Source organism: Pseudogulbenkiania sp. AW2-16 (assembly GCF_056824575.1).
On record NZ_CP157668.1, the window covers coordinates 921471 to 934926 of the forward strand.

Sequence of the window (13456 nt, forward strand, 5' to 3'; positions counted from 1 at the left end):
CATACAATAAAGCGACTCGCGGGACCGGCGGCTTCCCCTCCTTGAAGACAGCACTTTCCGCTATGCTGTATGGCGTATTCCATCACCCCGATACGCCCACCATGACGACCCCGGATCGACTCCCCCGCCTTGCCATCCAGTACTGTACCGGCTGCCGCTGGCTGCTGCGCGCCGCGTGGATGGCTCAGGAACTGCTGACCACCTTCGAGAAGGAACTGGCCGAAGTGGCGCTCCAGCCGGGCTCGGGCGGCGTGTTCCGCATCACCCTCGACGGCGAGCAACTGTGGGACCGCAAGGCCGACGGCGGCTTTCCCGACATCAAGGAACTGAAGCAGCGGGTACGCGACCGTGTCGCCCCGGACAAATCGCTCGGCCACAGCGACGCCGTACCGACCCCGCCGCTCTGAAAGCGAGGTTGGCCGCAGCATGGCCCTGCCGCAACGCAAGATCATCCACGTCGACTGCGACTGCTTCTTCGCCGCAGTCGAGATGCGCGACCAGCCCGCCTGGCGCGACATCCCGCTGGCAGTGGGGGGCAGCCCGACAGCCGCGGCGTGATCGCCACCTGCAATTACCTGGCGCGACGCTACGGCGTGCACTCGGCGATGTCGTCGGCGCGCGCGCTGCATCTGTGCCCACGGCTGTTGATCGTCCCCCCCGACTTCGCACGCTACAAGACGGCCAGCCAGCAGATCCTGGCGATCTATCAGGATTTCACCGAACTGATCGAACCGCTGTCGCTGGACGAGGCCTACCTCGACGTCAGCGGCCGGCCGCACTGCCAGGGCAGCGCCTCGCTGATGGCCGAAGCGATCCGCAGCCGCATCCGTGACGAGGTCGGCATCACCGCCTCGGCCGGCATCGCTCCCAACAAGTTCCTGGCCAAGGTCGCCAGCGACTGGAACAAGCCGGACGGCCAGTTCGTGATCCGGCCCGAGGACGTCGACGCCTTCGTCCGCGCCCTGCCGGTGGAGAAGATTCCCGGTGTCGGTGCCGTCACCGCGTCACGTCTGCACGCGCTCGGGGTGCGGCATTGTGAAGACGTGCGCGGCTGGGAACTGGCGGAACTGGTGCGTCACTTCGGCCGCTTCGGCGAGCGCCTGCACGCCCTGGTACGAGGCATCGACCCACGCCCGGTCAGCATCGAACGTTTGCGCAAATCGATCAGCGTGGAGGAAACCTACGCGGTGGACCTGCCCGACCTCGATGCCTGCCTGGCCAAATTGCCGGAACTGCTGGAGCGCCCGGCGCATCGCCTGGAGCGTGCTGGCCAGCCCGCGTTCCGCGGCCTGAGCGTCAAGCTCAAGTTTGCCGACTTCAGCCAGACCACGGTGGAGCAGGCGGGCCAGCAACTGAGTCGCGACACGCTGGCGGCATTGCTGCAGGTCGGCCACGCCCGCGGGGCGCAACCGGTCAGATTGCTGGGGGTGGGCGTGCGGCTCGCCGCGGACGACACCGAACAGCGCCAGCTGGCGCTGTTCCACGGCGGCGAGTAGGCCGGCTCAGCAGGCCAGGGTTGGCCGAAGCCGAACCACCCAAGGGTCGAGCCGCCCGGACACGGCGGCCCAGCGGGAAGTGGGATGGTATGGGCTCAGCCGGCCTGCCGTGCGTCCTGGAACGCGGCGACGGCGACGTCGCGCTCCTGCCAGGTGCGTGCCACGCTCGGGCGCTGCGCCAGCGCCGTCAGGTAGGCCGCCAGCTCCGGCACCGCCTGCACCGGGTCGCGCTGGAGCGTGCGGCGGCACGCCAGCGACACCGACGGCAGCAGCGCGGCGGCGCTGATGTCGGCATGACTGAACTCGGCCCCACTCAGCCACGGGGTCAGCCGCGCACGACGCATCACGGCGGCAATGCCGGACTCGATGGCGCCACCGGCGCGCTCGCGCTCGGCCTCGCCCAGCGCGGAGCCAAACAGCACATGGTCGAACAAAGGCTTGGCCGGCGTCAGCACGTAATGCTCCAGCAACAGCGCCAGCTCACGCGCGTGAGCCCGGCCATTGGGCGTCGGCGGCAACAGCGCAGCGGTCGGGTAGGCGTCTTCCAGCCACTCCAGGATGGCGCCGGATTCGGCCAGGGCGTGGCCGTTGATATCGACGTAGGGAATCTTGCCCATCGGGCTCAACGCCAGCACCTCGGGGGTCTGCGTCGGCGCGGCGGGCTGCTCGCGAAAGTTCACCCCTTTTTCGATCAGGGCGATCTTTACCTTGTTGTAATACGGAGAGAGGGCGACACCGTAGAGCGTGATCATCGGATTCTCCTGTCGTCGGGCGGGCGCGTGGGAACGGCAGTGATGCCCATGGCCGCGACCGCGGCCATGCAGAAGTCATTATGAAGCCATTTGCCCAGACGGGCGAGCCGCGTACGCCACCCCACCGCCCTCAGCGGGCGGCCGCCATCGCCACCGACTTCTGCTGCACCAGCTTCTGGATCAGCGGCAAGGCCTGCAACGCCACCTTTTCGCCCTCCAGGATCGCCTGGTGGCGATCTTCGAACGAGGTCGACCCCATGTTTTGCACCTGTGGCCGGATCACCACGTCGGCCTGCTTCAGCTCCTGCGCCAGCGCGGTAACGTTCATGATGTTGATGCTCTGGTCGAAGATCGACAGGAAGCCGGTGGCCGAACCGGCGCGTGGCCGGGCGGAAATGTCCACCGCGATGACGAAGTCGGCCCCCATCTCGCGCGCCGCGCTGACCGGTACCGGGCTGACCAGACCGCCGTCGACGTAGCGCTTGCCGGCGATCAGGGCCGGCAGGAACACATTGGGAATACTGGCCGAGGCGCGCACCGCCTGGCCGGTGTTGCCCTGGCGGAACACCACGCGCTGGCCGCTGTCGAGCTCGGTGGCCACCGCGCCGAACGGCTTGCCCAGTTTTTCCAGCGGCCGGTTGCCCACGGCCTGGTTGACGAAGGCGGCCAGCTTGTCGCCCTTGATGAAACCGCTGGTGGACAGGGTGAAATCGGTCAGATTGCTCTCGTCCAGCTTGATCGCCATGCTCTGCAGCTGCAGGCCGTTGTAACCGGCGGCGTACAGGCTGCCCACCACGCTCCCGGCACTGGTGCCGGTGACGATGTCGGGCACGATGCCGTGCGATTCGAGCACCTTGATCACGCCGATATGGGCAAAGCCCTTGGCCGCGCCACCGCCGAGTGCCAGGGCGATTTTCGGCCTGGGCAGGGGCTTGGCCGGCACGGCGACCCCGGGCTTGGCCGGCCCCACCACGGAGCAGGCACTCAAGGTGACCAGCGCCAGCAGTGGCACGAGCCGGAACGGGGTTCGACGTGCAATCATCCTTTACCTCATATCCAAAACAAACGGGCGGCCACGCCGCCCGGCAAACACAGAGACCGCCCTATTTGACGCCCGGACGCGCGCCGGGTTTCATGAACTCGATCACCTGGCGGCCATCCGGCAGCTGATTGGCCTTCTTCTTGGTTTCACCCTTCCAGGCGTGGCCGTACACCACTTCGTAAGTGGCCGGCAAAGCGCCGTCCTGGCGGCGCAGCTCGTACGCCGCCTCGACCTTCTGCCAGCTGTGCTTGCCCATCAGACCGCGCCCGCGCCCGGCGGTGGCGTTGTGTGCGCCGATGGCCTTCAGGTCCTGCATCACGTCGCGTACCCGCGGGTAGGTCAGCACGATCTTGTCCATGTCCATCACCGGCTCGGCGAAACCGCTCTTGAGCAGTGCGTCACCCAGATCGTGCATGTCGATGAACTGGTTGACGTGGGTGGCGCCGTCCACGCCGGCGAAGGACTGGCGCAGCTCGAACAGCGTGTCCGGCCCCAGCGTCGAGAACATCAGCATGCCTTCCGGCTTGAGCACGCGCTGGAATTCGGCGAACACGCCGTCCGGAATGTTGACCCACTGGATCGCCAGGTTGGACCAGATCATGTCGACGCTGGCGTCGGCCAGCGGCAGGCATTCGACGTCGGCGCACAACTGCCACGGTTGGGCACGCTTGAACAGCTTACCCAGCAGGCCGCCGCCCGCCTGTTGCTTCTCGCGCGAGGCTTGCAGCATGGTGGCGGCGAGATCGAGTTCGATCACGCGCGCCTCGGGATAGCGGCGACGCAGCTCGGCCGTACCGTAGCCGGTGCCGCTGCCGGCGTCGAGGATCACCTTGGGACTGAACTTGATGTAGTCGAGGCGGGCCGCCATGCGGTCCGACACCTCGCGCTGCAGCACCGCGGCCGAGTCGTAACTCGGCGCGGCGCGCTCGAAGGCGGCGCGCACGCGGGACTTGTCGGTATAAAACGCTTCACTCATGCGTGTTGGTCCAGGTGGGCGGCAAGCCGCGCCACGAACTCTTCCTCGTGCGACAGGAAGGGGGCGTGCGAGGCCTGCGGGAATTCGTAAAGGGTGGCGTCGGCCAGCGTCTCGGCCAGCCAGCGCCCGGCACCGATCGGGGTGATGGCATCCTTGGCGCCAAAGAACAGCCCGACCGGGCAGTGGATGCGCGGCGCCAGCGCGCGCGCGTCGGCCATCAGCAGCAGTTCCAGCGCCGGCAGCAGGCCCTGCGGCCGACCGTGCGCGAACAGTTCCTCGCGCAGCGCCTTGAGCGTGTCGCGGGCGCCCGGCGCGCCCAGCATCTGCAGCGCCAGAAAACGCTCCAGGGTCAGCTCGAAAGCGCTATCGAGGCTGGCGCCGACGCCCTCGATGGCTTTCTTCTCCTGGGCGTGCGGCCAGCCATCCTGCTTGACGAAACGCGGGCTGCTGGCGATCAGCGCCAGGCTCTTCACCTGCTCGGGGTGGCGCGCCGCCCAGTGCTGGGCCAGCAGGCCGCCGAGCGACCAGCCGACCACGTGCACCGGCCAGGGGAACTGCGCCGCCAACAGGTCGGCGATGTCGTCGGCGTCGAAGGGATGACGGCTGGCGGAGGCGCCGTGCCCGGGAAGGTCGACCAGATGCAGGCAATAGCGCCCGGCCAGGCGCTCGGCGACGCGGCTGAACACGCCGCCGTGCAGGCCCCAGCCGTGCAGCATGACGACGTCCGGGCCGCGTCCGAGCGATTCAATGTACAGACTCATGCGAGCTCAGATGAGGGAAAACGCTATTTTCGCAAGAGTGCGATGCGAAAGAAACCACCCATCCCGGCCGATTCCTCATGCTCGATGTGCAAAGTGGTCTGATTGACGATGACGCCGAGCTGACGGTTGATGTCGGTGGCGATGATCCGGGTCAGCTGGTTGGCCGCCACGCGCCACCAGACGGGTCGCTGGCGGTCGGCCAGGAACTTGTCGAACACCACGGCGCGCCCGCCGGGCTTGAGCACGCGCTCGACTTCGCGCAGGCAGGCCACTGGGTCGGGGATCACCGCCAAGATCAGGTGCAGGATCACGGCGTCGAAGCAGGCGTCAGGGAACGCCAGCCGCTGCCCGTCCATCACGCTTGCTTCCACCTCGAGCCCGAGCCGGGCGGCCCGTCGGCGCAGCCGCGCCAGCATGCCGTCGGAGACGTCGATGGCGCTCAGCCGGCGGCAGCCCTGAAGGTAGTCGAGGTCGAGCCCGGTGCCGGCCCCGAGCAGCAGGATGCGCTCGTCCGGGCGGGGTGCCAACAGCGCAATGGCGCGGCGCCGGCGCGGCGCAAAGAACGCGGCGACAACGCCGTCGTAGACCGGCGCGTACAGGTTGTAGCGCCAGCGGTTGTAGCGGGTGGCAAACCCGGAGCCGCCCTCCGGCCGGGGGACGCGTTCCGGCTCACCGCTCATGGCTGGCTCGACATCCCGAAGCGCAGCGTCCCGCCCCGGCCATCTGCACGGCGGGTCGAGGAACGGTTGCACGCTCGTGGCGGATCATCATCCGGGCTCAGGCAACCTGGCGGAAGCTGCTGGCGAAGCCGGCCAGGCGGTCCCAGTCGATGCGCGCGGCCGGTGCCGGGGTGGCGAAGTAGAACCCCTGCAGCTTGCTGCAGCCCATGTCGCGCAGCGTGCGCAACTGCATGCCGGTTTCCACCCCCTCGGCCACCACGTCCAGGTCGAGCGCTTCGGCCAACGCCAGGATGGCACGCACGATGGCGGCCGACTCCTGCTTCTGGTCGAGGTCGGCGACGAAGGACTGGTCGATCTTGAGCACGTCGAAATGGTAGCGGTGCAGATAGGACAGCGCCGAATAGCCGGTGCCGAAATCGTCCAGAGCCAGCCGTACGCCCATGTCGTGCAGCCCCTGGATCACCTCGGCCGCCACGTCCGGTACGTCGATCAGCGCGCTTTCCGTCACTTCCAGATGCAGCATGCCGGCCGGCAACGCGTAACGCCGGATCAGCGCCTGCATCCAGTTCAAGAGCTCCGGGTCGTGGAAGTTGGCCGAAGACAGGTTGATGTGCAGCGACACCTCGTCGGTCAGCCGCCCTTCGTCCATCCACTGGCGCAACTGGCGCGCCGCGGCCTCGATCATGTAGCGGTCGACACGCATGATCAGGCCGCTCTCCTCGGCCATGGGCAGGAAGATGGCCGGGGAGATCAGGCCGCGCGTCGGGTGCTGCCAGCGCACCAGGGCCTCGAAGCCCTGCAGCGCACCGCTGCGGGCGTCGATAAAGGGCTGGAAGAACGGCGTGAGCTGGTCGTCCACCTCCAGCGCGCGGCGCAGCTCCGACTCCAGCGCCAGCTGGTCGGCCTGGTTGAGGCGCAGCTCATGGTTGAACAGGGTGTAGCCGTGGCGCCCCTGCTGCTTGGTGCGGTACATGGCGTGGTCGGCGTCGCGCAGCACGTCTTCCGAGCGCTGATAGTAGGACTTGTCGGCGATCACCACGCCGACGCTGGCGGTGGTGAACACCTCCCGCCCCATCAGCACCACCGGGCGATCGAACTCGCCCACGATCATGCGCGCGGTCTGCTCGCAGCCGGGCGCCTCGATGCCGAACAGCAGCGCGGCGAACTCGTCGCCCCCCAGCCGCGCCACGAAATCGCTGTGGCGCAGGCAGCTGCGGATGCGCGCGCCGGCCTCGAACAGCAGGTGGTCGCCGGCGAGGTGGCCCAGCGTATCGTTGACCAGCTTGAAGCGGTCGAGGTCGATGAACAGCACCGCGAAGCGCTCGCCGCTGCCGTTGACGTAGGCCTCCCAGCTGCGGCGCAGAGCGCGCGCGAAGTAGGTGCGGTTGGGCAGCTTGGTGAGCGGGTCGTGCAGGCTGTCGAACTCGAGCTGGGCATTGGCGGCGTCGAGCTCGCTGGTGCGCTCGCGCACCCGCTCTTCCAGCTCCAGGTAGGCCGCCTGCAGCGCTTCCATGGCATGGATGCGCGCCAGCGCGGCGCCGATGTTGTTGGCGACGAACTCCAGCAGCTCCTGCTCGCGGAAACCATACTGGACCTGTTCGTCGTAGCTCTGCACCGCCAGCACGCCGAGCAGTTCGTGGCCGTGGTAGAGCGGCACCCCCAGCCAGCTGCGCGGCAGCGTGGCGTCATCGCCGCTGGCGCGCGAGGAGTTCACCTGCAGCGCCTGGCCGCTGTACAGCACCTGCTCGATGTAGCCCTTGCCGGGCTTGCGCGCCTTGTGCGACGGGCAGCGCTCGTCCTGATAGTAGGGGAAGGAAATCAGGTCGTGATCTTTGTCGTACAGCGCCACCAGGCAATTGCGCGCCGGCAGCAACTCTCCCAGCAGGCGGTGCACACCGCCCAGGAAGGCCTCCAGCGACAGGCTAGTATTGGACAACTCAGCGATCAGGAACAGCACGCCCTGACGCTTCTCGGCCAGCTGGCGTTCGGCGACTTCGTTGCGCAGCCGGGTGTTGGCTCCTTCCAGCTCGCAGGTGCGCAACCACACCTGCTGTTCCAGCTGGTTGCGCACCATCACGCGCGCCAGCACGTGGCCGATATGCAGCGCGACGAACTGGAACAGTGACTGCTCGGTCGGGCTGTAGCTGTGTCCCGCCTGGTAGCTTTGCAGCGCCGCCGCGCCAATCGGCTGGCCGGCGATATTGTTCAGCGGCACCCCCATCCAGCTCTCCGGCACCGGCCCATGAATCTGGAGATCACCATTCTGCTGCAGGGTTTCCAGCATGCGCCGCGACAGCACCAGCGGTTTGCCGCCGGCCATCAGATAAGCGGTGAGCGACGGCGGCTGGCCACCCATCGGGAAGCGCTGCTCCGGCTGCGGCCACTCGCTGGCCGGCTCGCGCAGATCGGCATAGAGCGGAAAACTGAGCGCGTTGGCCTGTTCGTCCAACAGCGCAATATAGAAGTTGCGGGCATCCAGCAGGCGCCCGAGGAGACGGTGCAGGCCCGGCAGGAAAGCCTCCAGACTGGCGCATTCACTGGCCAGCCGGCTCATCTCGAGCATGGTCTCGTGGGTGATGCGGGAGATGGCCTGATCCGAATGCAAGCGCGCGGCCAGCAAGTGGCCGGTGAGCAACAGCGCCACGGGAGACCAGTTGTCCGGGCGCGGACCGCGCCAGATCAGCCAGCCCAACAGCTCGCCGCCGCTCTTCAGCGGCTCGGCCCCGCCATCGGGCCCTGGCAGCCGTCCCCGCTGCAGCTCATCGGGGGACACCAACCCGTCGACGGCACCGCGCCAAGCCAAGCATTGCCACACCGTGCCGACCTTGGCCCAGACCGCCACCTGCAGCGGACGCTGGTGCACGCCTAACAGGGCCAGGGCCGCCTCGGCGGCAGCCTGCGGCGCATAGAGATAGTCTACCGTGCTATTCATGTCATTATCGTAGTAGGTATCGGCCGGGATATCCGGCAAAACACGGCAGGCGCCCCCTAAAACCTCATGACATGGCGACGATGGCCTCAGCCAGACGCTGCACCTGTCCGGCCTCGTGCGCGGCCGACAGCGAAATCCGCAATCGGGCGCTCCCTTCCGGCACGGTGGGCGGGCGGATCGCCGGCACCCACAGACCCGCCTCGCGCAAGCGGGCGGATAATGTCATGACCTGCTCGTTGCCGCCTATCATAAGCGGCTGGATCGGACTGCGGGAAGCGTGTAATGGATATTTAACACCAGAAAGGGTATGCCGTAGCATTTTTATATGCTGTACGAGTCGCTCGCGTCGCCACGGCTCGCCGGCAATCAGCCCCAGACTGGCCCGTACCGCCTCGGCCAAGGCCGGCGGCTGGGCGGTGGTGAAGATATAGGTCCGCGCCTTGTTGACCAGCCAGTCGATCAGCTCGGTCGAGCCGGCAACGAAGGCGCCGGCGACGCCGGCGGCCTTGCCCAGCGTGGCCATATAGATCACCCGCTCGCTGGCGATCCCCTGCTCCGCCATGCTGCCGCGGCCGTCGCCGAACACACCGAAGCCGTGCGCATCGTCCAGATACAGCCAGGCGTCGTAGCGCTCGGCCAACGTCAGCAGCTCGGCGAGCGGCGCCTCGTCGCCGTCCATGCTGTACACCGCGTCGACCGCGATCAGCCGGCTCTTGGCCGGCGTGCTCTTGAGCAGGCTTTCCAGATGGTCGAGATCGTTGTGGCGGAAACGTTTGAAGGCAGCGCGGGACAACAGGCAGGCATCGTTCAGCGAGGCGTGGTTGAGGCGGTCGGCGAACACTGCGTCGTCGCGCCCCATGAGGCTGGTGATCACCGCCGGGTTGGCGGCATAGCCGGAGCCGAACAGCAATGCGGCCGGGGTGCCGACAAAGGCGGCGAGTTCGTCCTCGGCCTGCTGGTGCACGCCGAAATGCCCGGCCACCAGATGCGAGGCGCCGCCGCCCAGCCCCCAGCGCGCGAGACCTTCACGGGTCGCCTCGATCAGCGCCGGGTGGTTGGCCAGCCCCAGGTAATCGTTGCTGGCGAACGCCAGGTAATCGCGCCCGTCGACATGGATCAGCGGCCCCTGCGGACTCTCCAGCGTGAGCCGGGTCCGCCGGCTGTGGCTGGCGTCCAGTTCCGCCAGGGCGGCGGACAGTTGCTGTGGCTGCATGGCAACTCCATATAAAGGCATGGCCGAAGGCGGCGGGATCCGACCCGCACGGCTTCGGCCAACGTTGTAAGGAGAAGGGACCCTTATAAGGGGGCCAGATCCAGCTTCTCCATCAACGCCCGGTCGGCGTCGACGTCGGGGTTGCCGGTGGTCAACAGCTTGTCACCATAGAAGATGGAATTGGCGCCGGCCATGAAGCACAGCGCCTGCATCGCCTCCGGCATCTCGCGCCGGCCCGCCGACAGCCGCACGTAGCTCTTCGGCATGGTGATGCGCGCCACCGCGATGGTGCGCACGAACTCGGTCCAGTCCAGCGGCTCGGCGCCGTCGAGCGGCGTGCCGGTCACCTTGACCAGGTTGTTCACCGGCACCGATTCCGGCTGCGGATCGAGGTTGGCCAGCTGGGCGATCAGCCCGGCGCGGTCGGTGCGGGTCTCGTTCATGCCGACGATGCCGCCGCAGCATACCGACAAGCCGGCGCCGCGCACCTTGCCCAGCGTGTCCAGACGATCTTCGTACTCGCGCGTCTGAATGATGTCGGCGTACTTCTCCGGCGCGGTGTCCAGATTATGGTTGTAATAGTCGAGGCCGGCATCCTTGAGCTTTTCCGCCTGGCCATCCTTCAACAGACCGAAGGTGGCACAGGTCTCCAGACCCAGCGCCTTGACCCGTTTCACCATATCCAGCGTCTTGTCCAGATCGGCGTCCTTCGGACCGCGCCAGGCGGCCCCCATGCAGAAACGGCCGGCGCCGTTCTGCTTGGCCAAACGCGCGGCCTCGACCACCTCGTCCACCGTCATCATCGGCTGGTTTTCCACCGGGGTATCGTGATGCACCGACTGCGGGCAGTAGCCGCAGTCCTCGGGACAGCCGCCGGTCTTGATCGATACCAGGGTGGAGAGCTGGACCTTGGTCGGATCGAAGAACTGGCGGTGGATTTCGGCGGCACGGAACACCAGTTCCATGAACGGCAGCGCCAGCAGCGCCTCGATTTCGTCGACGGTCCAGGCAGCGGACTCGGGATGCGGGGTGGCTGGGCGTTGGAATGCGATGGTAGACGGTTGCATGGGCTCTATCCGTAGCGCCGGCACGTCGCCGGCGGGGAAGCGCGCTCGACCGCGCTCTCTTCCCGCCCGGCGGCGGCTGACATAGGGTGAAGATCACCAAGGCGTGTCATCCATTGTTTCCCACCCCGCGCCGGGATCTGTTTTTGCACGCGACGTTTGGTGATTCCAAACGAGCGCCAAGTAACGCCGTGGCGCGCAAAAGCAGACTCGGCCCGAAGGGTTGCGCCGCGAAAACGGTCAGGCGGCGTTGCCGGTCTTGGCAAGGGGGCGGCCATTGCCTTCGCCCGGCGCCTTGCCTGACCGTTTTCGCGGCAGCAACGCGGAGGGGAAACAATGGGTGACACGCCCTAGATTTTTGTTGAACGCATCTTGTCGCGGGGCCGCCATGCTGTCAAACCTTTTTGGCCGATTAATTGACAACAGATTATTTTTTAATCAACCCTGCCTACTATGCGGCACTTCCGGAACACGCCACGGCTTGTGCCCGCCGTGTCACGCCTGCCTGCCGCGCCTGCCGGCGGAACGCTGCCCGCACTGCGCCGAACCAGTCGCCGCCGGCAGCCTGTGCGGGGCGTGTCAGCGCCATCCGCCTGCCTTCGACGCGCTACACGTTTCCTACCGTTTTGACTACCCCCTGGACGGCCTGATTCACGCCTTCAAGTACGGAAAACGCCTGGAAATGGCCGGTGCGCTGGGCCGGCTGCTGGCGGAACACGCCCCGCTTTCCGCCCCTGCCATCGACCTGATCGTACCCGTTCCACTGGCAAAAGAACGACTTGCCGCACGCGGTTTCAACCAAAGTCACGAGCTGGCACACGCACTCGCTGCTACAATGCAAGTCCGGTTTGACGCCGACCTGTGTTGGCGAAAATACAACACTCGCAGTCAGACCACGCTTGACCGTGCCGAACGGCACCGCAACATGAAACATGCATTTGGCGTAAAACGCTGCTTGGACGGGCTTTGCATCGCCATCGTCGACGACGTGGCGACCTCCGGCGCCACCCTCTCCGCACTCGCCGCCACCCTCAAAAAACAGGGGGCAAAACGGGTCGAGGCCTGGGTGCTGGCACGGGCAATTAGCCTAAAAACTTGACCAACTTTTTGATTCCTTGGAACAATCCGCCTGCCAACGATGTTCACAGTTGTTCTCTTTCAGCCGGAAATACCGCCCAACACGGGCAATGTGATTCGATTATGTGCCAACACCGGCTGTGAACTGCACCTGGTCAAACCGTTAGGTTTCCCACTGGACGACGCCAAGCTGCGTCGTGCCGGCCTCGACTACCACGAGTACGCTCGCCTGGTCGTCCACGAGAACTGGGAAGCCTGCCGCACCGCCCTCTCCGGCCGCCGAATCTTCGCGGCCACCACCAAGGGAGCGACGCGGCATGACCAGACAGCTTTCCGACCCGGAGATGTATTGTTGTTCGGCCCCGAATCGCGTGGCCTGCCGCAGGAAGTCCTGGATTCATTTCCAGCCGACCGTCGTGTCCGCCTGCCAATGCAACCCGAGTCACGCAGCATGAACCTGTCCAACGCGGTCGCCGTCATGGTGTTCGAAGCGTGGCGGCAGAACGATTTTGCGGGAGGAAGCTGAGCGTTCACCTGTTGGCCCAACAGCACAGGGAGGTGTAATGAAGCCTGTATTCCGATGGCTGTGGCTAGTGTTTATTAGTCTCGCGCTGGTGGCCTGCTCCACCGTCAGAAACGCCAGCGCAACCAGTCAACAAGCGTCGATCCGCTCGACCAAAAAGCCGCTTGCCAGCAACACCGGCAAGTACTTCCAACAAGATGGTCCGGCCGACCACATCCCGGCCAACCTGGCTCTGGTACCCGATGCCGTGCCGCAGGACGAGCCGCTGATCAAGGCGGCCAACCTGCCCTACTCGGCGCTGGGCATGAGCTTCCACCCGGACACCAGCGACAAGCCCTACGAAGCCAAGGGGCGTGCCTCCTGGTACGGCAAGCAGTTCCACGGCCGCCATACCACGTCGGGCGAGCCTTACGACATGTACGCCATGACCGCGGCCCATCCGACGCTGCCGATCCCGAGCTACGCCCGGGTCACCAACCTGAAAAACGGCAAGGCGGTGATCGTGCGCATCAACGATCGCGGCCCGTTCCACAGGGGGCGCCTGATGGACCTGTCCTACGCCGCAGCCTACAAGCTGGGCTTCGTGCATCAGGGCAGCGCACCGATCAAGGTGGAACGCGTCTGGCCGGACGGCAACGACGACAGCGTTGCCGCCACCGCGCCGAGCCGTGCACTCAAGGCCAGCGGCGACGACAGCTACCTGAAGCTGGGCAGCTACAGCCGCCTGGCCCAGGCCGAGGCCCGCATGAGCAAGATCGAGAAGGAACTGGACGCCAAGAACGATGCCAAGCTCGGCATCGTCAACCGCAACGGTCGTTACACCGTGCAGCTGGGACCGTTCCGGTCACGCCAGGCGGCGCGCACCGTGGCCGAAGCGCTGAACGTGGAGAGCACGGTGATCAGCGGCGGCATCTGACGCCGCGCGGGAAACCGATCCGCA

14 protein-coding genes are annotated in these 13456 nt (G+C 66.5%); 6 read left to right on the forward strand and 8 right to left on the reverse strand.

Annotated features, from left to right (window positions below; all coding sequences use genetic code 11):
* Positions 1-101: 101 nt before the first annotated feature.
* The 3 genes from ABKF58_RS04500 to dinB are packed head-to-tail and all read left to right on the forward strand — an operon-like array spanning position 102 to position 1496.
* Positions 102-407: an Rdx family protein gene (locus ABKF58_RS04500; protein WP_040652943.1), complete on the forward strand. Its 306-nt coding sequence runs from the start codon at positions 102-104 to the stop codon at positions 405-407.
* A gap of 19 nt (positions 408-426) precedes the next feature.
* A complete protein-coding gene (locus ABKF58_RS04505) occupies positions 427-558 on the forward strand; it encodes a Y-family DNA polymerase (RefSeq protein ID WP_482583523.1) in 132 nt (43 codons plus the stop codon).
* Entirely contained in the window at positions 555-1496 is a 942-nt protein-coding gene (dinB, locus tag ABKF58_RS04510; protein WP_482583525.1) for a DNA polymerase IV, read from the forward strand. Before ABKF58_RS04505 ends, dinB begins: the two co-directional genes overlap by 4 nt.
* 95 nt (positions 1497-1591) lie before the next feature.
* Here the strand turns inward: dinB and ABKF58_RS04515 are convergent, their stop codons facing one another.
* The 8 genes from ABKF58_RS04515 to bioB all read right to left on the reverse strand — a co-directional run bounded on the left by ABKF58_RS04515 (position 1592) and on the right by bioB (position 10919).
* Positions 1592-2248 carry a glutathione S-transferase family protein gene (locus ABKF58_RS04515; RefSeq protein WP_014085599.1) on the reverse strand — a complete coding sequence of 219 codons (657 nt, stop codon included), beginning with the start codon at positions 2246-2248 and terminating at the stop codon, positions 1592-1594.
* Positions 2249-2378: 130 nt separating this feature from the next.
* Positions 2379-3290, reverse strand: coding sequence for a patatin-like phospholipase family protein (locus ABKF58_RS04520; RefSeq protein WP_482583527.1), 912 nt, complete (start codon positions 3288-3290; stop codon positions 2379-2381).
* Positions 3291-3351: 61 nt separating this feature from the next.
* On the reverse strand, positions 3352-4266 hold the full coding sequence (gene bioC / locus ABKF58_RS04525; protein WP_482583528.1) for a malonyl-ACP O-methyltransferase BioC: 915 nt from the start codon (positions 4264-4266) through the stop codon (positions 3352-3354).
* Positions 4263-5027 carry a pimeloyl-ACP methyl ester esterase BioH gene (gene bioH / locus ABKF58_RS04530; protein ID WP_482583530.1) on the reverse strand — a complete coding sequence of 255 codons (765 nt, stop codon included), beginning with the start codon at positions 5025-5027 and terminating at the stop codon, positions 4263-4265. Before bioH ends, bioC begins: the two co-directional genes overlap by 4 nt.
* A 23-nt stretch (positions 5028-5050) precedes the next feature.
* A complete protein-coding gene (locus ABKF58_RS04535; protein ID WP_482583531.1) occupies positions 5051-5707 on the reverse strand; it encodes a class I SAM-dependent methyltransferase in 657 nt (218 codons plus the stop codon).
* Positions 5708-5804: 97 nt separating this feature from the next.
* A complete protein-coding gene (locus ABKF58_RS04540; protein WP_232503507.1) occupies positions 5805-8639 on the reverse strand; it encodes an EAL domain-containing protein in 2835 nt (944 codons plus the stop codon).
* 64 nt (positions 8640-8703) lie between these two features.
* Positions 8704-9852 (reverse strand): 8-amino-7-oxononanoate synthase, encoded by a 1149-nt coding sequence (gene bioF / locus ABKF58_RS04545; RefSeq protein ID WP_482583532.1) that lies wholly within the window; start codon positions 9850-9852, stop codon positions 8704-8706.
* 83 nt (positions 9853-9935) lie between these two features.
* On the reverse strand, positions 9936-10919 hold the full coding sequence (bioB, locus tag ABKF58_RS04550; protein WP_008954669.1) for a biotin synthase BioB: 984 nt from the start codon (positions 10917-10919) through the stop codon (positions 9936-9938).
* A gap of 385 nt (positions 10920-11304) precedes the next feature.
* Between bioB and ABKF58_RS04555 the strand changes: the two genes are divergently transcribed.
* From ABKF58_RS04555 to ABKF58_RS04565, 3 genes are read left to right on the forward strand one after another with little or no spacing between them, the layout of a single operon-like run.
* A complete protein-coding gene (locus tag ABKF58_RS04555; protein ID WP_482583533.1) occupies positions 11305-12015 on the forward strand; it encodes a double zinc ribbon domain-containing protein in 711 nt (236 codons plus the stop codon).
* A gap of 39 nt (positions 12016-12054) precedes the next feature.
* Positions 12055-12519, forward strand: coding sequence for a tRNA (uridine(34)/cytosine(34)/5-carboxymethylaminomethyluridine(34)-2'-O)-methyltransferase TrmL (gene trmL, locus ABKF58_RS04560; protein WP_008954667.1), 465 nt, complete (start codon positions 12055-12057; stop codon positions 12517-12519).
* Positions 12520-12556: 37 nt separating this feature from the next.
* The gene (locus ABKF58_RS04565; protein ID WP_014085591.1) at positions 12557-13432 is read left to right on the forward strand and encodes a septal ring lytic transglycosylase RlpA family protein; all 876 of its coding nucleotides are present in this window, start codon (positions 12557-12559) and stop codon (positions 13430-13432) included.
* Positions 13433-13456 lie beyond the last annotated feature (24 nt).

Excerpts from the sequence above, each read along its gene's own strand:
- ABKF58_RS04500 (WP_040652943.1), top strand. The coding sequence starts at position 102 with ATGACGACCCCGGATCGACTCCCCCGCCTTGCCATCCAGTACTGTACC.
- ABKF58_RS04505 (WP_482583523.1), top strand. The coding sequence starts at position 427 with ATGGCCCTGCCGCAACGCAAGATCATCCACGTCGACTGCGACTGCTTC.
- ABKF58_RS04515 (WP_014085599.1), bottom strand. The coding sequence starts at position 2,248 with ATGATCACGCTCTACGGTGTCGCCCTCTCTCCGTATTACAACAAGGTA.
- ABKF58_RS04520 (WP_482583527.1), bottom strand. The coding sequence starts at position 3,290 with ATGATTGCACGTCGAACCCCGTTCCGGCTCGTGCCACTGCTGGCGCTG.
- bioC (WP_482583528.1), bottom strand. The coding sequence starts at position 4,266 with ATGAGTGAAGCGTTTTATACCGACAAGTCCCGCGTGCGCGCCGCCTTC.
- bioH (WP_482583530.1), bottom strand. The coding sequence starts at position 5,027 with ATGAGTCTGTACATTGAATCGCTCGGACGCGGCCCGGACGTCGTCATG.
- ABKF58_RS04535 (WP_482583531.1), bottom strand. The coding sequence starts at position 5,707 with ATGAGCGGTGAGCCGGAACGCGTCCCCCGGCCGGAGGGCGGCTCCGGG.
- ABKF58_RS04540 (WP_232503507.1), bottom strand. The coding sequence starts at position 8,639 with ATGAATAGCACGGTAGACTATCTCTATGCGCCGCAGGCTGCCGCCGAG.
- bioF (WP_482583532.1), bottom strand. The coding sequence starts at position 9,852 with ATGCAGCCACAGCAACTGTCCGCCGCCCTGGCGGAACTGGACGCCAGC.
- bioB (WP_008954669.1), bottom strand. The coding sequence starts at position 10,919 with ATGCAACCGTCTACCATCGCATTCCAACGCCCAGCCACCCCGCATCCC.
- ABKF58_RS04555 (WP_482583533.1), top strand. The coding sequence starts at position 11,305 with ATGCTGTCAAACCTTTTTGGCCGATTAATTGACAACAGATTATTTTTT.
- trmL (WP_008954667.1), top strand. The coding sequence starts at position 12,055 with ATGTTCACAGTTGTTCTCTTTCAGCCGGAAATACCGCCCAACACGGGC.
- ABKF58_RS04565 (WP_014085591.1), top strand. The coding sequence starts at position 12,557 with ATGAAGCCTGTATTCCGATGGCTGTGGCTAGTGTTTATTAGTCTCGCG.